Raw genomic sequence first — 21,807 nt, forward strand, 5'->3', positions numbered from 1 at the left:
TGGTGATGGAAATGAGTAATATAAAAATTTTTGCAGGTCATTTCGGTAGTGGAAAAACAGAAATAGCTATAAATAAAGCAATAGATTTAGCAAAGAAAGGAAAGAAAGTTACTATAGTTGACATTGATATAGTTAATCCTTATTTTTGTGTTAGGGGGTTAAAGGATGAGCTAGAGAGCTATGGAATAAAGGTTATAGCATCTAATCCTGACTATGTAAATGCAGAATTAATGGTGGTTACACCAGAAGTAATGTCCATATTTAGTCAAGATGAAGGAGAAGTTATAATTGATGTAGGTGGTGACGAACAAGGTGCAGTTGCGTTAGGACAATTCAATAAATATTTCAAAAAAGAAGGATATTCAATGCATTTTGTCGTAAATAATAATAGACCATTTACAAAAGATGCTAAAGGCACAGAAGAATATATACATTCCATAGAAAGAGCAAGTAGACTTAAAGTTACAGAGTTAGTATCAAATACAAACATGTCTTATGAAACTAAAATTGAAGATGTTTTAAAAGGACATAAAGAAGTACATGCATTATCTAAGAAAATAAATATTCCTTATAAATACTTAGTATGTAGGAGAGATTTAGTAGATAAAATTAAAAGTGAGGTTAGTGTAGATGTTTATGGAATAGACATCTTTATGAAACCACCATGGAGATAGTAAGAAAATTTTTTTTAAAATAAAAATTCAGAAAGTTCATAGTATTACCATTATTAAAAATGTTGTCTATGAATTTTCAATAAAAAAATAAGGAGGTAAAATTTATGCCAAAGGTAACTTTTAGAGAAGATAGATGTAAAGGCTGTGGTCACTGTGTTGAAGCTTGCCCAAAGGGAATAATTAGTTTTTCAGACAAATTAAATATAAAAGGATATCATCCAGCTATTGTTACAGAAGAAAAAATGAAAGAGTGCATAGGATGTGCATCCTGTGCAAGAATGTGTCCTGATTGTGTAATAACAGTAGAAAAATAATGATAAGGGGGTAAAACAATGGGTGAAAAAGTTTTAATGAAAGGTAATGAAGCTATTGGCGAAGCTGCTATTAGAGCTAATTGTAAAGCTTTCTTTGGTTATCCAATAACGCCTCAAACAGAAGTGGCTGCTTATATGTCAAGAAAGATGCCTAAAATAGGAAGAGTATTTTTGCAAGCAGAAAGTGAAGTAGCTGCTATAAATATGGTATATGGAGCTGCTGGTACAGGCGTAAGATGTATGACATCTTCAAGTAGTCCTGGAATAAGTTTAAAATCAGAAGGAATTTCTTATATAGCAGGTGCAGAACTTCCTTGTGTTATTATAAACATTGTAAGAGGAGGCCCAGGACTTGGAAGTATTCAACCAGCACAATCAGATTATTTCCAAGCAACTAAAGGTGGAGCACATGGTGATTTTAAAATGCCAGTATTTGCACCATCATCAATACAAGAAATGGTAGATTTAATTCAAGATGCATTTGATGTAGCAGACACATATAGAAATCCATGTATGATAATGGGAGATGGAATGCTTGGTCAAATGATGGAACCAGTAGAATTTAAAGAAAGACCAAAAAAAGAATTGCCAGAAAAAACTTGGGCAGCAAATAGCCTTGGAGATAGAAAAGAACATAATGTAATAAATTCACTATATTTAAAACCTGAAGATTTGGAAAAACATAATTTTAAACTTGTTGATAAATATAAAGAAATAGAAAAGAATGAAGTTAGATATGAATTATATAATTGTGAAGGTGAAAAAGATTTAATAATCGTAGCATATGGAACTACATCAAGAATATGTAAGAATGTTATTAAGATGGCTAAAGAAGAAGGATTGAATATAGGACTTATAAGACCAATAACATTATGGCCATATCCTACTGAAGCATTTGAAAAAACTATAGATCACACTAAATGTGGATATATTTCAGTAGAAATGAGTTGTGGTCAAATGGTTGAGGATGTAAGACTTGCTTCAAATGGAAGAAAACCAGTATATTTCTATGGAAGAACTGGTGGTATGGTTCCACATCCAGAAGATATATTGAATAAGATTAAAGAAATTGTAGGGGGTGTAAAATAATGGCTGTTGTATTTCAACCACCAAAAGCTTTATTAGATGTACCTACACATTATTGTCCAGGATGTACACATGGAATTATTCATAGATTAGTAGCTGAAGTTATTGATGAACTTGGAATTGTGGACAAGACTATAGGGGTAGCACCTGTAGGATGTTCAGTTCTTGCATATGACTATTTTGCCTGTGATATGTTTGAAGCAGCACATGGTAGAGCACCAGCTGTTGCAACAGGAATAAAAAGAACAAATCCAGATAAAGTTGTTTTCACATATCAAGGAGATGGTGACTTAGCTGCAATAGGAACTGCTGAAATTGTTCATGCTGCAACAAGAGGAGAAAACATAGTAACTGTTTTTGTAAATAACTGTATTTATGGTATGACAGGAGGACAAATGGCTCCAACAACATTGCCTGGTCAAGTAACTGAAACTACTCCTTATGGAAGAGATACTAAACTTGCAGGATATCCTGTTAGAGTATCAGAAATGCTATCTACTTTAACTGGAGCTTGTTATGTTGAAAGAGTATCAGTTGATAGTGTAGGTAATGTAATAAAGGCTAAAAAAGCTATTAAAAAAGCATTTGAAAATCAATTAGCAGGAAAAGGATTCTCACTAATTGAAGTATTATCAATTTGTCCAACTAACTGGGGATTATCACCTCAAGAAGCTATGAATTGGTTAAGAGAAAATATGATACCATATTATCCACTTGGAGTAAAAAAAGATACAACTGAGGAGGTGAAATAATATGGCACAAGAAATTATATTTGCTGGTTTTGGAGGACAAGGTATTCTTTCAATGGGAAAATTTTTAGCTTATGCAGGTATGGATTGTGATTTGAATGTTTCATGGCTTCCATCTTATGGACCAGAAATGCGTGGAGGTACAGCAAACTGTTCTGTAATATTATCAGAAGATCCAGTAGGTTCTCCTATCGTTACAGATCCAACTGCTCTTGTAGTTATGAACAGACCTTCTTTAGATAAATTTGAAAAACAAATTGTAAAAGGCGGTCTTTTAATAATGGATTGTGACCTTGTAAATAGAGAAATAGAAAGAGATGATATTGAAGTTATAAAAATTCCAGCTCAAACTGAAGCAGAAAAAATAGGTAGTAAAAAAATTGCTAATATGGTTTTATTAGGTGCACTTGTTGAAAAAACAAAAATTGTTTCAATGGATGAGTTATTAGCTTCACTAAAAGCTCATGGTAAAGAAAAGTTCTATGAGTCAAATAAAAAGGCATTAGAAATAGGTGCTCAGTACGCTAAATAATTTATATGAATCTTAAGGCATAAGTTGTTTTAAACTTATGCCTTTTTCGTTATAAATTTATAATTTCTTGACGAAGTGAAAGGTTTTTTATGCAATATGTGCCTTTGTCCAATGTATCATAAAAATTTTAGTCATAACAATATGATTAGAGAATATTAATATGATATAGCCAGTGTGGTTTATATCTAATATATATGGTAAAATAATTTATATAAATATAATATTATTCTTAATTTTCATTATATCAGTGGAAGTTTAAACTTTTCTAATTCCATATATAGGAATAAATAAGAAAAGATAACACATAATATAGGAATAAATAAGAAAAGATAACACATAAGGGGGAAATATGATGGGGGAAGGTAAAAATTTAAGAATTTCAGGTTCAGGTACAGTAAATGGTGGAAAATATAATGAAGTGCATATATCAGGTTCAGGGAAGGTAACGGGAGATATAGAATGTGTAGAATTAAAAACTAGTGGTTCATCTAGGATAGAGGGAAATGTAAAAACTGACCTTTTTAAGGCAAGTGGATCATGTAGAGTACACGGAAATTTACAGGCAAAAGAAATAAGGGTATCAGGGTCTTCACGTATCGCTGGAAATATTACTACTAAAGAAATTTCTATATCAGGATCTGCTAAAATAGGACAAGATTTAAAAGCAGAAAAAGTATCTATTTCTGGAGGAGTAAGTATAGGAAAAGATTGTGAATCAGAAGATTTTTGTGGTAGTGGTGGATTTAAGATAGAGGGGCTTTTGAATGCAGAAAACATAGATGTACAAATAGGTGGAAAATGTACGGTAAGAGAAATAGGTGGAAAAAATATAGATATACGTAATGGAAAAAATTTTGGATTTAATTTGTTTAATTTATTTGGTGATCATTGTGGCAAATTAGTGACTGATACTATAGAAGGAGATAATATATTTCTTGAAAATACAGTAGCTAACATAGTTAGAGGTAAGAAAGTTATTATTGGAGAAAAATGTGAAATTGAAGTAGTGGAATATACTGAGGAAATTAAAATAGATGATAAATCAAAAGTTAATGAAAAAAAGAAAATTGAATTTTCCAATATGTAAGTATATTTTATTATTGGAAATTTTAGTTGTGGATTGGTATAAGTTGAATTGAACATTTTTTACATAAAAATTTAATATATTAATATTTACAAGCTTGTAAATAAAATATATTAATCTATAAATTTTAAATATTAACATTAACATTAAATATATTAATATAATACTTGAAAATAGTAAGTAAAACAATTATAATTTATAGATAAGAGATATTGAGGTACGAAAGATTGAGAGGAGTGAGCATGTGTCTCGTAGAGTTATAAGTAGGTGTCCTGTATGTAATTCTAATTTAGAGGTCACAAGGTTAGAATGCAAAAAATGTGGAACAATAATACAAAATGAGTTCGAATTATCAAAATTTGCATATTTAAAAAAAGATCAGTTAAATTTCATAAAAGTATTTGTAAAATGTAGAGGAAATATTAAAGATGTAGAAAAAGAATTAGGAGTTTCCTATCCTACAGTAAGGGCTAAATTAGATGATGCAATTTCAGCATTAGGGTATACTGTAGATAAAAACTCTAAGAATGATAAGAAGAAAATATTGGAGATGGTTGAGCAAGGTACGATAACTCCAGATGAAGCATTAGAAATGATAAAAGAATAAAATTCCATGAACCAATGTATCATGGAATTTTATTTTTTTATCATTCAATATATGGAAAATATATACTTATATTTTGTGATTTTGTAGTATTGTTGGGTATATTTTGGAACAATCCTACAATATTAATGTTGTTATAAAATAGTAATTATAATATAATAAAACTATGTGTATATTTTTTACTTAGAGTGGAGGAATTTTAATGGGTAGAATGTTTGGAACAGACGGTGTAAGAGGTATTGCCAATAGTGAACTTACTTCAGAATTAGCATATAAATTGGGTAGAGCTGGAGCTCATGTTTTAACAGAAGGTACACATAAACCTAAAATTTTGGTTGGAATGGATACTAGAATATCAGGAGACATGCTTGAATCTGCTTTAGTATCAGGAATACTGTCTGTAGGAGCTGAAGCTATATGTGTAGGGGTAGTCCCAACACCAGCAATAGCATACTTAACTAGAGAATATAATGCAGATGCAGGAGTTATGATTTCGGCATCACACAATCCAGTGGAATACAATGGAATCAAGTTTTTTAATAAATGTGGATACAAATTAAGTGATGATTTAGAAGATAAGATTCAAGGCACTATAGAAAATAATTTTAAAAATGTACCATCACCTACAGGTGAAAAATTAGGTAGAAAAATTATAGAAGAATCAGCATTAGAAGATTATATGGAATTTGCAGAATCAACAATAGATTGTGATCTTAAAGGCTTAAAAATAGCTCTTGATTGTGCAAATGGTGCATCTTATAAAGCTGCAGTTCAAACGTTTAGAAAGTTAGGTGCTGAAGTTGTAGTTATCAATAATGACCCTGATGGAATAAACATAAACAAAAATTGTGGGTCAACTCATCCAGAGGAACTTATGGATTATGTAGTAAGAAAAGGATGCGATTTTGGACTTGCTTTTGATGGAGATGCAGATAGATGTCTTGCAATAGATGAAAAAGGAAATCTCGTTAATGGAGATTTTATAATGGCTATATGTGGTAAATACCTAAAAGAAAAGGGTAAATTAAACAAAGATGTAGTAGTTGTAACAGTTATGAGTAATTTAGGTTTAGATATAGCATTAAAAGAAATAAATGTATCTACTGTAAAGACTAAAGTAGGAGACAGATATGTTTTAGAACAAATGTTAAAAGAAGATTATAAATTAGGTGGAGAACAATCAGGACATATAATATTCTTAGATTACAATACAACAGGTGACGGTATTGTAACTGGTTTGCAGATTTCAAGAGTAATTAAAGAAAGTGGAAAGAAATTTTCAGAGCTTGTATCTATAATGAGTGAATTACCACAAATTTTAGCAAATGCTAAGGTACCAAATGATAAGAAGTCTATATATTTAGAAGACGAAGAAATAATTACAAAAATAAAAGAAATTGAAAATAAATTAGACGGATGTGGAAAAGTTCTTATAAGACCATCTGGAACAGAGCCACTTGTTAGGGTTATGCTTGAAGGAAAAGATCAAAGTGAACTAGATGAATTGGCTCATAACCTTGCGAAACTTATAGAAAATAAAGCAAATCAATAAAATAAAGTTTAGATTAAAACATAACTAGTCTTATGATATGGATAAGACTAGTTATGTTTTTTTTATTGTTAAGGAAATTTATGATTTTTACTTTGCTTTTAGTATTTTTGAATAAAAACCTGATATTTACTTAAAATATAAATGTATGGGCAGAAATAAATGATAATAGCATATGTTTGAAGTAGAAAGGGGAGAAGAAAGTGAAAGTAAAAAAGGCTATAATTCCAGCAGCGGGATTAGGTACAAGATTTTTACCAGCTACAAAAGCACAACCAAAAGAAATGCTTCCCATAGTAGATAAACCTACTATTCAATATATAATTGAAGAAGCTGTAGCTTCAGGAATTGAGGAAATATTGATAATTACAGGGCGTAATAAAAGAGCTATTGAAGATCATTTTGATAAATCAGTGGAACTAGAAAGCGAATTAGAGAAAAAAGATAAGCAAGATATGTTAAATATGGTTAAAAAAATAAGTAATATGGTTAATATATATTACATAAGACAAAAGGAACCAAGAGGATTAGGGCATGCTATAAATTGTGCAAAAACTTTTGTTGGAGATGAACCGTTTGCAGTTATGCTTGGAGATGATGTTGTTGATAGTAAAACGCCTTGTCTTAAACAACTAATAAATTGTTATAATGAATATAAAACTTCTATACTTGGAGTACAAGAAGTACCTTATGATGATGTATCAAAATATGGAATAGTAAAAGGAATGCACATAGAAGATGGAGTTTATAAAGTTAAAGATTTAATAGAAAAACCACGGAAAGAAGAAAGTCCTTCTAATATTGCTATATTAGGAAGATATATAATAAATCCAAGGATATTTCCAATACTACAAAATACTAAACCAGGTAAAGGAGGAGAAATACAACTTACAGATGCATTGAAAACATTAGCTAGGGAAGAAGCAATGTATGCATATATTTTTGAAGGAAGAAGATATGATGTTGGTGATAAACTAGGTTTTTTACAGGCTACTGTGGAATTTGCATTAAAAAGAGAAAAGTTAAAGGAACCTTTTATGAAATATCTTATAAATGTACAAGAGAATGAAAATTATAGAAAATTATATGATCAAGTTATTATGGATAAAAATGAAATATAAGTATATATAAGTATATTGATATGTGAATATTTTGTAAAAACATGCGTAAATGATATCATTATGCATGTTTTTTTGACTTTAAAGAGTATTTTTATATTGACCAAGCAAAATTGTTTGAATATAATAAAGTGAGGCTTTTATTTTTTTTGAAGGAGGATAGAATTTTAAATTTTATAAAGCGCCAGGACTTAAAGAATTATAGATTTTATTTAAGTTGACGAGGATGGGGAGTATCGAATATTCGGCGGATGCCCCACGGTATGGTACTACCGTTAAAGATTAATAAAATCAGGAAGCGATTTCTGTTACAACATTAATTACGTACTAAAAGCCTACAAAAATATTTATAGATATTGAAAGGTAGGTTATATAGAATGTGTGGAATAGTTGGATATTTAGGTAAAAATCAAGCTTCATCAATATTAGTAGATGGATTAAGTAAACTAGAATATAGAGGATATGATTCAGCAGGAGTTGCTATTTTAAATGATGAAGGATTAATGAATGTTACAAAATGCAAAGGTAGACTTGCAAATTTAGAAGAAAAATTAAAAGAAAATCCTATACACGGAACTGTAGGTATTGGACATACAAGATGGGCAACTCACGGAGAGCCATCTGATGTAAATTCACATCCTCATACTAATGAAAAAGGAACAATAGCTGTTGTTCATAACGGTATAATAGAAAATTACATGAAATTAAGAGAATGGCTTACTTCAGAAGGATATACTTTTAAATCTGAGACAGACACAGAAGTAATACCTCATTTAGTTGATTATTTTTACAATGGAGATATTGTAGAAGCTGTAATGAAAGCAGTTACTAAGATGGAAGGAAGTTATGCTATAGGAGTAGTATCTACTTATGAACCAGGAAAACTAGTAGCTGTAAGAAAAGATAGTCCTTTAATAGTTGGTCTTGGTAAAGATGAATATTTTATAGCATCAGATATACCAGCTGTATTAAATCATACAAGAGACGTATATTTACTTGAAGATAAAGAATTTGTAGTTATAGATGAAAAAGGAGTTACTCTTTTAGATACAGTAGGAAGAGAAATAAATAAAGATGTATTCCATGTAACTTGGGATGCAAATGCTGCTGAAAAAGGTGGATATGAGCATTTTATGCTAAAAGAAATTCATGAACAGCCAAAAGCTATAAGAGATACAATGACTTCTAGAATAGTAAAAAATGAAAAAATAAAACTAGATGATATAACAATAACACAAGAGCAAATAAAAAATATTGATAAAATATATATAGTTGCATGTGGTACTGCATATCATGCAGGAGTAATCGGAAAATATGCAATAGAAAAATTAGCTAGAATACCAGTTGAAGTAGAGGTAGCATCAGAATTTAGATATAGAAATCCAATTATAAATGAAAAAACTTTAATGATAGTTGTAAGTCAATCAGGAGAAACAGCTGATACTTTAGCAGCTCTTAGAGAAGCTAAAAGACAAAAGGCTAGAGTTATAGCAGTTACAAATGTTGTTGGAAGTTCAATTTCAAGAGAAGCAGACGATGTATTATATACTTGGGCTGGACCAGAAATAGCTGTTGCTTCAACAAAAGCTTATGTAACTCAATTAATAGCAATGTATATAATAGCATTATTCTTTGCTGAAAATAAAGGAACATTATCAAATGAAGAAATAGAAGAGATAAAAGAAGAAATGTTACTTCTTCCAGAAAAAGCAGAAAAAGTTTTAGAAACAAAAGTTGTAGTTGAAAAATTTGCAGCAAACAACTATATGCACAGAGATATGTTCTTCTTAGGAAGAGGTCTTGACTATGCAGTAGCAATGGAAGGATCATTAAAATTAAAAGAAATATCATACATTCACTCAGAAGCATATGCTGCAGGAGAACTTAAACATGGTCCAATAGCTCTTATAGAAGATGGAACAGTAGTAATAGCTTTAGCTACTCAAGAAGTTTTATTTGAAAAAATGGTAAGTAACATAAAAGAAGTTAAAACAAGAGGAGCTAATGTATTAGCTTTTGCAATGGAAGGACACAATGAAATAGAAAAAACAGTTGATGTAGCTAGATATATACCAAGAACATTAGAAGTACTAGCACCAGTACTTTCAGTAATACCTCTTCAACTTCTTTCATACTATACAGCAATAGCTAAAGGTTGCGATGTTGATAAACCAAGAAATCTTGCTAAATCTGTTACAGTTGAATAGTAAGCAGAGTAGGAATAAAATTTAATTAAGATAATTATCCACAGTTTCATTTTACGTAAAGATGAAACTGTGGATTTTTTTAATAAAATGAATTATGAAATAGAGGAAATAACACAGCTCAAATAGAATAAGTGATAAAATAATAAAAACATTAGGTTATAAGGGGAGTGATAAAATATGAAGACAGCTTTTTTAATCATTGATATGCAAAAGGGATGTCGTGAATTTTGTAAGTACCAAAGGGAATTTGATGATGCAGTGGAATATATAAATGAAGCAGCTAAGTTATTTAGAAAAAATGGATTGCCTGTTATTAGAGTATTAGATATTGAAGTAGGTGAAGGAGCAGATTCTAAAGAATTTGAATTTGTTGATTCTATTATTACTGATGAAAATGATATTATAATTCATAAGGAGTACAATAATGCATTTTTTAAGACAGAACTTAATGATAAATTAAAAGAACTTGGAGTTGATTTTGTGGTTATAAGCGGTTTTGCTGCTGAGTATTGTGTTCTTTTTTCGTATAATGGTGCAAAGGAAGCAGGGTATGAAGTATCATTGCTTCAAAGTGGTATTGCCGGTGTTGAGTATGAAGAGGCTAAAAAGATACAGCTTATAAGGCCTGTAATCAGTCTTGAAGCATTGGAATATTTTTTGAAGTAGAAGTATGGAAAGTGAAATTATAAATTTTAAGTATAATTGTAAAAGTAGGTAAGCTTTTAAAATTAAACGCTTACCTCTTAAATTTAAAAATCTGTATAACTATTTTTAGTTGTTTATCAATTTAGTATAATGTTTCAGGAAGTTAAAAATTTTTATATAGTAAAAATTATAGTTTTATACAAATATTAGGTATAAAACAATTAATGTATGTTTTATAAAATGATTATATTGATATACACTTTTAATAATTATATTAAAAATTAAGCGTTATGTATAATGTTATCTAAACAAAGCATTAATTTAAATAACGGTTTATTTTTTATAATATAAAACATATGTTGTATTATTTGATTTGTTATATATGTTAATATAGTAGCTAATTATTAAGAAGTATTGGATTGCTAGGAAGTACTTTATTATGCATATTCCTATATATTCATGGGCGTATGTTGGAATTGGCATACGAGACAAGTTGTCAACCTGTTGGTCCTAGTAGCCGTAGGGGTTTTTGTTCAAACTTTTTTACAAACCTACAATTTAATTAAGATAATTATCCACAGTTTCATTTTACGTAAAGATGAAACTGTGGATTTTTTATAAGTTAATGTTGATAAGAGTTTGAAATAATAAAAAGAGGACGTTGTTTATTTGGAAAACCAATACAGAAAGTATTTCAATCTGTTCCTAAAAAGTATTATATTGACTCTATTATGAGTGATATTGAAGATGCAAAAGAAGAAATTATTAGCAAACCTATTTATCTTGTACTTAATCTTTGTAGAGTATTATACTATTTAAAAGAAGGTACTGTATCCTCTAAAAAGGAAGGAGGAGAATGGGCGGTTGACAATCTTCCATATGCATACACAGATACTATAAAATTAGCTTTATTAAGATATAGAAATTCTGAGAATACAGTTGAGTGGAGTCAAGAACAGCTAATTTGTTTTGCTGATTTTATGATGAAAGAAATAAAGGAAGGAATGATTAGTATGGAACTAAATTTTACATTGAATTCATTATATATTTGTGTTAAAGATATGAATAGAGCAATTGATTTTTATGAAAAATTGCTTGAACAATCTGTTGAAAAAAGGGATGAAGTATTTAGTATTTTTAATATAAATGGATTTAGATTTTGCCTATTCAATAATAGTAAGGTTCAAGAAAGGGTTAATTGGGGAGATAATTGTTTGCCAAGTTTTGAGGTCAATAATATGGATAAATTGATTGAAAGATTAAAGGCACTAAATGCTAAAATAGTTTTCCCATTAACAAAAATTAATGATAATTTGGTATTAGAGTTTACGGATACTGAAGGAAATGACATAGAGGTTTATTGTAGAATTTTATAAAGGAGATTTAAATATGGAAAAATGGTTTACAACTGAGAAGATTGATGATGAGACTTATGCAATAAGTGAATATGGGCATTGGGAAAAAGTACACTCCTATTTATTAATAGGCAAAACATCTGCTCTATTAATTGATACAGGCTTAGGTATAGGAAATATTAAAAATGAAGTTGATAAGCTGACAAAGTTGCAAGTTGTAGTAGTTACAACACATGTGCATTGGGATCATATAGGCGGACATGCACTATTTAATAATATTTGTGTACATAAAGATGATGCTGGATGGCTAAAAAAAGGTATTAATGTTCCTCTTAGTATAATAAAAAGAAGCATTATACAAGAGCCTTTTAGTAAAGAACCACCAATTGAATTTAATATAGATAATTATAATATTTATACTGGAGAGCCAACTAGAATATTAAATGATAATGATATTATAGATATTGGTTCAAGAAAAATAAGAGTTATCCATACTCCAGGACATTCACCAGGACATATTTGTCTTTTTGAAGAAGAAAAGGGATGCTTATATACAGGAGATTTGGTTTATAAAGGAACTTTGTACGCATTCTACCCAAGTACAGATCCTATTCTTTTTAAACAATCTATTGATAAAATTAGTAGGTTAAAAGGAATAAGAAAGATATTACCATCACATAATGAGTTAAATATAGAAGTGAATTTGATAAGTAGTATTAAGAATGCTTTTAAAGAGATAGAAGATAAAAATATGTTAAAGCAGGGGAATGGAGTATTTGATTTTGATGATTTTAAGATACACATATAAGGAGGGTTAATTACAAATATAAATGATAAATAAAAACTATTTAAATGATTTTAAAACGTAATACTTTATTTATTCATCATAATAATTAGGGTATAATAATATGAGGGTAATTATTAAAAAATAAGAGGAGAATATTTTATGTTTGAGAATAACTACGTAGATGATTTAAAAAATAAAGAAGAATTATTACAAATAGTTAGAAGTGATGATTTTAAAATTATATTTTTAAAAAATAATATAACAAATGTAATTATCTTTGGTAGTTTTATAAGGGATGATTTTAACTTAGACTCCGACATAGATATAGCTATAATTGGTAAGAATAAATTAACATTTACTAAAGAATTAGAGTTAACCCAGATACTAGAAGAAAAATTAAAAAGAAATGTAGACTTAATAGATATAAATGATGAAAATATCAACAATATGATTAAAATTCAAGCTTTAAATAGTAAGTTTATAATCATAAAAGATAATTTATTAGATCAAGCCATAGAGTATTATGATAGACTATATAAGGAAAATAAAGAATTTTGGTATATTATGGATAGAGAGGCTCTGGGGTTTGAATAAGGAAAGATTAAAAAAGTTATTATATGATTTAGACGCAACTACTAGAGACTTAAATAAATCTATTGAGTTAATAAAGAAATATAATATGAATGATGAACTTAAAGATGAATTTTCTAATAGTTTTAAATATAAATATTTAAGCTTATTCATAATATATGAGGATTTTATTTCTATGATTTTAAAAGAATATAATCTTTATGAGATAGGAATGTCTATGGATAAAGCTATTACAATTTTAAATCGAAGAGGATATTTAAAAGTAGAATACTTTAAGTTTTTGAATGCTGCTAGACTAATAAGAAATAAGATTGGACATAGATACAAACAACTTCCTGTAGAAGGTGTTATTGAATTTTTAGATAATAATAGAACTGTAATGAAAGAAATATATGATTTTATTAAAAGATATTTAATGTGATAATTAGCTGAAAATTTACATAAAAGTCAGGGATTTTTAATCAGAGTATGATTAAAAATCCCTGACTTTTTTATTATTTAACTCAACTTTCGCAGTAAAAAAATACTGCTTAGCGAAGGGAAATGATATATTGCGTAAGAAACATTTGAACAAAGTTTACAAGTTCTTAGCTTTACGAATTTGAAAAAAGTTATTTTTTAATTACTGATTCCTACGGAATATTAATAAAAAAATCTTTTTTCAATATGAGTAAAGCTTAGAACTTGTTACTGAAGTGAAAGGTTTCTAAGCAAGATATCATTTCCTGTAGCGGTTGTTTTTCATCTGCGAAAGTTGAATATTTAAGAAATTATAAATCTTTTTGAAAGAACTTATTGGTTTAAAGTTAAGTAAATCCAGTGAAGGACAAGTTTATGTAAATAAAAGTTATTATTAAGAAAACTTTAATATTAATTTAAGGATATATTAAGTTCAAAATGATAAATTTTTATTATAAAGATTTTAGGAGGGAGAAATGAATATTTTAATATTAACAGGTAAATTTGGAATGGGACATTGTTCAGTAGCAAGTACATTAAAACAGGATATTGAAGACAGATATATTGATGCTAACGTTTCAGTACATGATATTTTTGAGTGTATATCACCAAAATATTATAATATCATTTATAAATTTTATGGGTTAATGATTAATAAAGCTAGTTTAATATATAATGCACATTATAAATTTACATACAGTAACAAGAAATCTAATTTAATTTTTCAAAATTATTTTATTGCTAAAATAGAAAAATTAATAGATGAGAAAAATGCTGATATGATTATTTGTACATTACCCTTTTGCTCAGAAATTATATCAGCATATAAGAAAAAAAGAGGTAGTGATTTACCATTAATAACTTGTATAACGGATGTGACAACACATGTAGAATGGATAAGTCCTAATACAGACGCATATATAGTTCCTTCCTATTCAATAAAAATGAAGTTGATTTCAAAAGGAGTGCCTAGGGATATTATTTACGTTAACGGTATACCAGTAAAAAAACAATTTAGAAATATTAATAGAAATAATGTAATAGAAGGAAATGAAAGAGATAAAAGATTACTTATTATGGGAGGAGGATTAGGAATAATACAACTTAAAAATGACTTTATAAAGAAAATAAATGGATTAAACAATGTGAAAACTACAATCATAACAGGAAATAATACTAAATTATATAATGAATTGATTAATAAATATGAAAATATAGAAGTGATTGGTTATACAGATAAAGTTTATAAATATATGGGACAAGCGGATATCATAATATCAAAAGCAGGAGGAGTAACTTTATTTGAGGCAATAAATGCAGAACTTCCTATATTAGTAATAAGACCATTTATAGGACAAGAAATTGATAATGCTCATTTTATTGAAAATGAGAAAATGGGAGAAATAATTTGGAACAAGTCAGAAGATGTATATATAAAAGTTAAGAATTTAATTAATAATAAGTTGAAATTGAAAAGTATGAGTTTAAATATGAAGAAATTAAAACAAACCTTTAAATGTGATATTACAAAAGATATTATAAATAAATTTTTACCTAATAAAGTTATGTATGAGGTGTTGTAATGAATTTGATAATAATAGTAGCGATAATATTAGTAGGACTTTTATATGCAGTGATTCCTACATTTTATTATAAGTTTTTTAAAAAAAGAATAATAAGAACAATAGATAAAAAGAATTGTATTATGTTGACATTTGATGATGGACCTGATGAGAGATATACAAATACATTACTTGATTTACTGAAAAAAAACGAAGTGAAAGCTAGTTTCTTTTTAGTTGCGGATAAGGCAAAAAAGAATCCTCATATAGTAAATAGAATGATTGAAGAAGGACATAAAATAGCACTTCATTCACATTTACATGAGAACGCGCTTATTACAGGATATTGGTCAGTGAAAAGAGATTTTGAAAATAGTATGAAAATAATAAATGGAAACAATTGGAAAGTTAATTATTATAGACCACCATGGGGTCGTGTAAATATTTTTACGATTTTATTTCTTAACAAAAATGCTTTAAAACCAATTTTGTGGAATGTAATGGCAGAAGATTGGAGTAAATTTTCTACTGTAGAAATCATAGAGAACAAGCTTTTAAAAAGAGTTAAAGAAGGTTCGATTATATGTTTACATGATTCAAATGGGGCAGAAAAGGCACCAGAGAGAACAATACAGGCATTGAAAAATGTGCTGCCTATACTTAAAGAACAATATAAATTTGTAACTTTGGAGGATATAACATAATGAATGAAAATATTAAAGGAAATAGAAAATATATATGGAATTTAATTATTATGTTTATCCTTATGTTAGGGACATTTTATTTGTTATTAAAGGGAAATGATATTAGATTATTTATAAAAACTATTAAATCAATAAATCCTATTTATGTTACTTTAGGTTTTATAATGATGTTTGTATTTGTTTTATGTGAAAGTATAAATATAAGAATTTTATTAAACTCCCTTGGCAACAAAATATCTTTTTGGAGAGGACTAAAGTATTCTTTTGTAGGATTTTATTTTAGTTCAATAACGCCATCTGCTTCAGGTGGCCAGCCAATGCAAGTTTACTATATGAAGAAAGATAAGATAAATATTTCAGTATCATCACTAATATTATTAATTGTTGTGGCAATATATCAGATAGTAATGGTGATATATGTAGGTATATTATATTTTTGTAAGTTTTCTTTTCTAAGTGATAAGATAGGTAATATGAAACCATTTATAATTTATGGATTTACAATAAATTCCATATTAGTTTGTATAATGTTAATAATAATATTTTCCAACAAACTTGCAGAGATAATAGTAAATTTATTCCTTAAAATAGGTATAAAATTAAGAATTGTAAAGAATAAAAAAAAGTATGAGGAAAAGATTAATAGTCACATAAAGGAATATAGAGATGGTGCTAAGCATATAAAAAATAATCCTATTATACTCATAAAAATTTGTGCTATAACAATAATTCAACTGACAGCTTTGTTTATAATTCCATATTTTATATATAAAGCTTTTGGATTAAATGAATATGGAGTTATAGATGTTATGACAATTCAAGGAGTACTCACTATAGCAGTATCTTCATTACCATTACCAGGAGCAGTAGGAGCTAGTGAGAGCGGATTTGTGACAATGTTTAAGATATTATTTTCATCGAAATTAGTGCTGCCTGCTATGTTAGTAAGTAGAATGGTTAGTTTTTATTTGTTTTTAGCTATAAGTGGGGTAATAGTTATAGGATTGCAATTTAAGATGAATAGGTGTAGAGATATTAAAAGATATAAGAAAATTAAAGAGAACTTGCCTATCTAACAATAGTAAAGTGAGATAAAATTTATATTTAATTTTTTAAATAAAGAATAGAAAATAAAAAGGATATGTTATATAAAATTAGGAGGGATAGTTTTGATTAGATTTGGAGTCATAGGTACTAATTGGATAACCGATGAATTTATAAGGTGTGCAAATCTAACAGGAGATTTTACATTAAATGCAGTATATTCTAGAACAGAACAAAAAGCTGTTAAATTTGCCCAAAAACATTCAGTAGATTTAATTTTTACTAATTTAGAAGATATGGCTAAAAGTAATTCGATTGATGCAGTATATATAGCAAGTCCTAATTCGTTTCATGCTCGTCAAGCAAAATTATTTTTACAAAATAAAAAACATGTTTTATGCGAAAAACCTATTTCGTCTAATTTGTTAGAATTAGAGGAAATAATAAAAGTGGCTAAAGAAAATAAAGTATTATTAATGGAGGCCATGAAATCTTCATTTTTACCCAATTTCAAATCTATAAAAGAAAACCTATATAAAATAGGTAAGATAAGAAGATATTTCGGTACGTACTGTCAATACTCTTCAAGATATGATAAGTATAAAGCAGGAAAAAATCCAAATACATTTAATCCTGAATTCTCAAATGGTTCTATTATGGATATAGGTATTTATTGTATATATCCTTTGATACATCTTTTTGGTAAACCCAATAATGTTATTGCAAATGGATTTATATTAAAATCAGGAGTAGATGGAGAAGGAAGTTTGTTGTTAAGTTATGATGATATGGATGCTGTAATAATGCATTCTAAAATTACAAACTCATCTTTACCAAGTGAAATACAAGGTGAAGAAGGGAATATAATAATTGATAAGATACATACTCCAGAAAATATAAAGATATTTTATAAAAATGGTGAAGTTGAAGATATTACGGTGCCTCAATCAAAAGATATAATGTACTATGAATCAAAAGAATTTATAGATCTAATTAAGGAAGATAAAATAGAATCTACTATAAATTCATACAGTATTTCTAAAAATGTAATGGAAGTGTTAGAAAAAGCTAGAGAACAAATGGGAGTTAGTTATCCTTCCGATAATAAAGATTTATAAGAAAGTTATCCACATTTTTTACTTTATATAAGTATAAAAATGTGGATTTTTGTGTATGATATTGAATTAATTTACTCAATTATGTAAAATTAAATATGATATACAAAATATATAATATAAAACTAATTAGTAATATATTATATAAATATGTAAATTATGTGAGGCGAGAGAAATGGAATGTAAAGTACAAAGGAAAATAAGAACTAATAAGCTGCTTATTTTACTAATTATGATTTTAAGTTTAGTTTTCAGCTGTGGATGTAGTGATTCAAACAAGAATACGAAAGAAAGTAAAAAGGTTAAAACTTCTAGTTCACAGAGTGAACAAACACTGATGGTTTATAGTGGTGCTGGATTAAGAAAGGCTATGGATGAAGTAGGAAAAAAATTTAAAGAAAAATACGGAATACAAGTTCAATTTAATTATGCTAACTGCAGTCAAGTTATGAGTCAGCTCCAATTAAGTAATAATGGAGATGTATTTGTTGCAGGTTCAAAGCATTATTATGATTTAGCTAATGAAAAAGGACTTGTAGAAAAAAGAATAGATGTTGCATATCATATTCCAGCTATTGCAGTATCTAAAGGTAATCCTAAAAATATTAAAAGTATTAAAGATTTGAAGAAAGATGGAGTTAAGGTTATATTAGGAGACCTTAAATCTACAGCTATCGGAAGAGTATCTAAAAAAATGCTTGGAAAAGAGAAGATTTTTAACGATGTAATGAAAAATGTTGAAGCTACTACAGCAACAGTAAATGAACTAATAGTACATTTGTCTATGAATGAAGCAGATGCAGCTATTGTTTGGGCAGATACTATATATAACTTAAAAAATGTACAAGCAGTAAGTATTCCTAAGGATAAAAATATTATAAAAACTGTTCCTATTACAATACTAAAAAATTCTAAGAAAAAAGAATTAGCTAAGAAGTTTCAAGATTTTGTAGTTTCAGAAGAGGGGAAAAAATGTTTTGAAAATCATGGATTTAAAACTATTGAGTAGTGAGAAAAATTATGAATATAGAAAAAAACAGTATGATTATGTTGATAAAAGAGAAAAAAATTATAATTCTGTGGATAAAAAAAATAATTCATCTAATATTATCTTTAAATCAATAATAGCTATTACTATGATTTTAGTAGTTGCATTTATGATTTTAGCAGTAGGGTGCCTTTTACTTAGAGGAATGCCAAACTTAATAGAGAATTTAAAAAAACCAGAAATAAGATTTTCAATAAGATTAAGTTTAATAACTTCTTGTATATCTACAATTATATGTGTATTGGTTGCTATTCCTGTTTCTTATGGAATAACTAGATTTAATTTTACAGGTAAGAGGATAGTAGAGCTTATATTGGATTTGCCATTAGCTCTACCCCCTATTGTTTCTGGGCTAGCCCTTCTTATATTATTTGGAAATAGTAGTTTTGGACGATTTATGGAGAAAATAGGGTTTCCAGTAGTTTTTACTGTAAGGGGAATTGTATTAGCTCAGTTTTTTGTTAATCTACCTAATATGATTAAAATTTTAAAGGCTGCTTTTTATGACATTGATCCTAGAATTGAAAATGTTTCAAGAACGTTAGGTTTGAATAGCATGCAGACCTTTTTTAAGGTAACTCTTCCTCTTGCAAGAAATAATATTATAGCTAGTTTAGTTATAACATGGGCAACATCATTAGGACAATTTGGAGCTGTTGTTATGATTGCAGGTGCAACGAGAATGAAAACAGAAGTTCTTCCTATTTCAGTGTATCTTAATATGTCCTGTGGTGAGATAGATGTTGCACTAGCATCTGCATCTATACTTATAATTATTTCTACTGCTTGTTTATTTATTTTTCAATTACTTCAAAAAAACAAATGATTAAAAAGTTATATACTCAACTTTTGCAGTAAAAAATTACTGTATAGCGGAGGAAAATGATATATTGCGTAAGAAACATTTGAACTTGTTACTGAAGTGAAAGGTTTCATAGCAATATATCATTTTCCGCAGCGAATGTATTTTATCTATGAAAATTGAGTTATTTACTAAATTTTATTGCGGAAGTTGAATTATTTATTTTTTACAAAAATTTATTGAGATAGCATAAAAAATATAAAGGGATGAAGTAGATGTTAAAAATTGAACATTTGTATAAGAAACTTGGGGAATTTCAGATTAAAGATGTTAATTTAGAAATAAATGATGGAGAGTACTTTGTGATATTAGGACCATCGGGTACAGGTAAAACTATAATCTTAGATGTAATTGCAGGACTTATTAAGCCAGATGATGGAAAAGTTATATATAATGATATAGATTATAATAAAGTACTTCCCGAAAATAGGAAAGTAGGTTTTATATATCAAGATTATTTACTTTTTCCTCATCTTAATGTTAAGGATAATATAATATTTGGATTAAAAAATATGAAATTTACTAAAAAGCAAATTGATAAAAAATTAATTGATATATGTAAAATGTTTAATATAGAACATCTACTTTATAGAAAGCCTAAAACTTTAAGTGGTGGAGAACAACAAAGGATTGCTATTGCAAGAGCATTAATAAGATTACCTAGAATAGTTTTACTTGATGAACCATTGAGTGCATTAGATCCTTCTACAAGGGAAAAGTTTATGGACATTTTAAAGAGGCTTAATAAAGAAACAGGAGCTATTTTTGTTCATATAACTCATGATTTTGATGAGGCTAAGTATTTAGCTCATAGAATTGCTATAATAAAGGATGGGGAAGTTGTTCAAGTAGGAAAACCTAGAGAAATATTTGAAAATCCTAACTCAACATTTGTGACAGAATTTATAGGGGGAGGAAATAAGTTTAAAAATAACATTGAAAAGAATAATTTTAAAATCAAAGTTTGGGGAGTGTAAAATATGGAAAATAATTTTTATGGTGATTTAATAAGAAGATTTAAGAAAATAGCACAGGATAACGATATTTTAAATGAAACTATTAAAGTGGAGGTTAAGGTAAAGGTATTAAAGCCAGAAGAAGCTATTGGTGTTCCTAAGAGGCAGGATTATCCTCTATTAAAAGGAAAAGAAAAGATGATGGAGGCAGAATTTAAGGGATATAAAGGACAAGCATTTACAGATATGCCAGGGAAATTTAGTGGTACTATAAGTGATATTTTAAATAAAAAGATTGAAACAAATTTTGATAGAGCGATTTTTATATCAACTTTAAATGCTGTTTGTGCATGTTTAAAAATATGTGACAGAACAGTTCACTGTAAGGATGAGGAACCAGAAGAATGTGCAAAATTATTTGTTAAACATATAAAAGAGAATTATGGATCACCTAAAATTGCACTAATTGGACTTCAACCAGCTATACTTCAGAGACTATCAGAAAATTTTAATGTAAGAGCTTTAGATTTAGATAAAGATAAAATAGGAAGTATTAAGTTTGGTGTAAAAATTGAAGATGGTGATAAAAATACAAAAGAAGTTTTAGATTGGTGTGAGCTTATAGTAGCAACAGGAAGTACGTCAGCAAATGCTACAATAACTAATTATATTAATGATAAACCTGTTATATTTTATGGCACAACACTTTCAGCAATAGCATCCTTAAAAGGATTAAATAGATTTTGCCCATGCAGTAAATAA

Annotated in this window: 23 protein-coding genes and 1 pseudogene; all 24 read left to right on the forward strand. The window is 28.1% G+C overall.

The genetic code is table 11. The features are described from left to right. Nucleotides 1-11 precede the first annotated feature (11 nt). The 24 genes and pseudogenes from ACFIJ5_RS02295 to ACFIJ5_RS02410 all read left to right on the forward strand — a co-directional run bounded on the left by ACFIJ5_RS02295 (nucleotide 12) and on the right by ACFIJ5_RS02410 (nucleotide 21,807). On the forward strand, nucleotides 12-674 hold the full coding sequence (locus ACFIJ5_RS02295; protein WP_379803301.1) for a nucleotide-binding protein: 663 nt from the start codon (nucleotides 12-14) through the stop codon (nucleotides 672-674). A gap of 104 nt (nucleotides 675-778) precedes the next feature. Next, nucleotides 779-988: a 4Fe-4S binding protein gene (locus ACFIJ5_RS02300; RefSeq protein WP_379803303.1), complete on the forward strand. Its 210-nt coding sequence runs from the start codon at nucleotides 779-781 to the stop codon at nucleotides 986-988. Nucleotides 989-1,006: 18 nt separating this feature from the next. After that, nucleotides 1,007-2,077 carry a 3-methyl-2-oxobutanoate dehydrogenase subunit VorB gene (locus tag ACFIJ5_RS02305; RefSeq protein WP_379803305.1) on the forward strand — a complete coding sequence of 357 codons (1,071 nt, stop codon included), beginning with the start codon at nucleotides 1,007-1,009 and terminating at the stop codon, nucleotides 2,075-2,077. Beyond that, the gene (locus tag ACFIJ5_RS02310; protein WP_379803308.1) at nucleotides 2,077-2,826 is read left to right on the forward strand and encodes a thiamine pyrophosphate-dependent enzyme; all 750 of its coding nucleotides are present in this window, start codon (nucleotides 2,077-2,079) and stop codon (nucleotides 2,824-2,826) included. Before ACFIJ5_RS02305 ends, ACFIJ5_RS02310 begins: the two co-directional genes overlap by 1 nt. Before the next feature lies 1 nt (nucleotide 2,827). Then, on the forward strand, nucleotides 2,828-3,355 hold the full coding sequence (locus ACFIJ5_RS02315; protein WP_379803310.1) for a 2-oxoacid:acceptor oxidoreductase family protein: 528 nt from the start codon (nucleotides 2,828-2,830) through the stop codon (nucleotides 3,353-3,355). A gap of 352 nt (nucleotides 3,356-3,707) precedes the next feature. Next, the gene (locus ACFIJ5_RS02320) at nucleotides 3,708-4,442 is read left to right on the forward strand and encodes a polymer-forming cytoskeletal protein (protein ID WP_379803312.1); all 735 of its coding nucleotides are present in this window, start codon (nucleotides 3,708-3,710) and stop codon (nucleotides 4,440-4,442) included. Between the two features lie 241 nt (nucleotides 4,443-4,683). Then, on the forward strand, nucleotides 4,684-5,046 hold the full coding sequence (locus ACFIJ5_RS02325) for a DUF2089 domain-containing protein (protein ID WP_379803315.1): 363 nt from the start codon (nucleotides 4,684-4,686) through the stop codon (nucleotides 5,044-5,046). A gap of 199 nt (nucleotides 5,047-5,245) precedes the next feature. Beyond that, entirely contained in the window at nucleotides 5,246-6,595 is a 1,350-nt protein-coding gene (gene glmM / locus ACFIJ5_RS02330; protein ID WP_379803318.1) for a phosphoglucosamine mutase, read from the forward strand. A 200-nt stretch (nucleotides 6,596-6,795) separates the two neighbouring features. After that, nucleotides 6,796-7,713, forward strand: coding sequence for a UTP--glucose-1-phosphate uridylyltransferase GalU (galU, locus tag ACFIJ5_RS02335; protein ID WP_379803321.1), 918 nt, complete (start codon nucleotides 6,796-6,798; stop codon nucleotides 7,711-7,713). 374 nt (nucleotides 7,714-8,087) lie between these two features. Next, nucleotides 8,088-9,917 (forward strand): glutamine--fructose-6-phosphate transaminase (isomerizing), encoded by a 1,830-nt coding sequence (gene glmS, locus ACFIJ5_RS02340; RefSeq protein WP_379809508.1) that lies wholly within the window; start codon nucleotides 8,088-8,090, stop codon nucleotides 9,915-9,917. A gap of 177 nt (nucleotides 9,918-10,094) precedes the next feature. Beyond that, a complete protein-coding gene (locus ACFIJ5_RS02345; RefSeq protein ID WP_379803322.1) occupies nucleotides 10,095-10,583 on the forward strand; it encodes a cysteine hydrolase family protein in 489 nt (162 codons plus the stop codon). A gap of 659 nt (nucleotides 10,584-11,242) precedes the next feature. Beyond that, nucleotides 11,243-11,539: pseudogene (locus ACFIJ5_RS02350) on the forward strand (DUF4111 domain-containing protein); the annotation flags it as partial. Nucleotides 11,540-11,575: 36 nt separating this feature from the next. Next, nucleotides 11,576-11,938, forward strand: a complete 363-nt coding sequence (locus ACFIJ5_RS02355) for a VOC family protein (RefSeq protein WP_379809510.1) — start codon at nucleotides 11,576-11,578, stop codon at nucleotides 11,936-11,938. A gap of 13 nt (nucleotides 11,939-11,951) precedes the next feature. Next, nucleotides 11,952-12,725 carry an MBL fold metallo-hydrolase gene (locus tag ACFIJ5_RS02360; protein ID WP_379803323.1) on the forward strand — a complete coding sequence of 258 codons (774 nt, stop codon included), beginning with the start codon at nucleotides 11,952-11,954 and terminating at the stop codon, nucleotides 12,723-12,725. A 138-nt stretch (nucleotides 12,726-12,863) separates the two neighbouring features. After that, entirely contained in the window at nucleotides 12,864-13,298 is a 435-nt protein-coding gene (locus ACFIJ5_RS02365) for a nucleotidyltransferase family protein (protein ID WP_379803325.1), read from the forward strand. Next, nucleotides 13,291-13,716 (forward strand): hypothetical protein, encoded by a 426-nt coding sequence (locus ACFIJ5_RS02370; RefSeq protein WP_379803327.1) that lies wholly within the window; start codon nucleotides 13,291-13,293, stop codon nucleotides 13,714-13,716. Before ACFIJ5_RS02365 ends, ACFIJ5_RS02370 begins: the two co-directional genes overlap by 8 nt. 514 nt (nucleotides 13,717-14,230) lie before the next feature. After that, nucleotides 14,231-15,337, forward strand: a complete 1,107-nt coding sequence (locus ACFIJ5_RS02375; protein ID WP_379803329.1) for an MGDG synthase family glycosyltransferase — start codon at nucleotides 14,231-14,233, stop codon at nucleotides 15,335-15,337. Then, entirely contained in the window at nucleotides 15,337-16,020 is a 684-nt protein-coding gene (locus ACFIJ5_RS02380; RefSeq protein WP_379803331.1) for a polysaccharide deacetylase family protein, read from the forward strand. Before ACFIJ5_RS02375 ends, ACFIJ5_RS02380 begins: the two co-directional genes overlap by 1 nt. After that, nucleotides 16,020-17,096, forward strand: coding sequence for a lysylphosphatidylglycerol synthase transmembrane domain-containing protein (locus ACFIJ5_RS02385; protein ID WP_379803333.1), 1,077 nt, complete (start codon nucleotides 16,020-16,022; stop codon nucleotides 17,094-17,096). Before ACFIJ5_RS02380 ends, ACFIJ5_RS02385 begins: the two co-directional genes overlap by 1 nt. Before the next feature lie 93 nt (nucleotides 17,097-17,189). Then, nucleotides 17,190-18,182 (forward strand): Gfo/Idh/MocA family protein, encoded by a 993-nt coding sequence (locus ACFIJ5_RS02390; RefSeq protein WP_379803335.1) that lies wholly within the window; start codon nucleotides 17,190-17,192, stop codon nucleotides 18,180-18,182. Between the two features lie 172 nt (nucleotides 18,183-18,354). After that, complete coding sequence (gene modA, locus ACFIJ5_RS02395) at nucleotides 18,355-19,188, forward strand: molybdate ABC transporter substrate-binding protein (RefSeq protein WP_379803337.1); 834 nt, start codon at nucleotides 18,355-18,357, stop codon at nucleotides 19,186-19,188. Beyond that, nucleotides 19,166-20,053, forward strand: a complete 888-nt coding sequence (locus tag ACFIJ5_RS02400; RefSeq protein WP_379803339.1) for an ABC transporter permease — start codon at nucleotides 19,166-19,168, stop codon at nucleotides 20,051-20,053. Before modA ends, ACFIJ5_RS02400 begins: the two co-directional genes overlap by 23 nt. A gap of 251 nt (nucleotides 20,054-20,304) precedes the next feature. After that, entirely contained in the window at nucleotides 20,305-21,066 is a 762-nt protein-coding gene (locus tag ACFIJ5_RS02405) for an ABC transporter ATP-binding protein (RefSeq protein ID WP_379803341.1), read from the forward strand. Nucleotides 21,067-21,069: 3 nt separating this feature from the next. Next, complete coding sequence (locus ACFIJ5_RS02410; protein WP_379803343.1) at nucleotides 21,070-21,807, forward strand: Rossmann-like domain-containing protein; 738 nt, start codon at nucleotides 21,070-21,072, stop codon at nucleotides 21,805-21,807.

The sequence above is a fragment of the Haloimpatiens myeolchijeotgali genome (assembly GCF_042688525.2).
GTDB lineage: Bacteria > Bacillota > Clostridia > Clostridiales > Clostridiaceae > Haloimpatiens.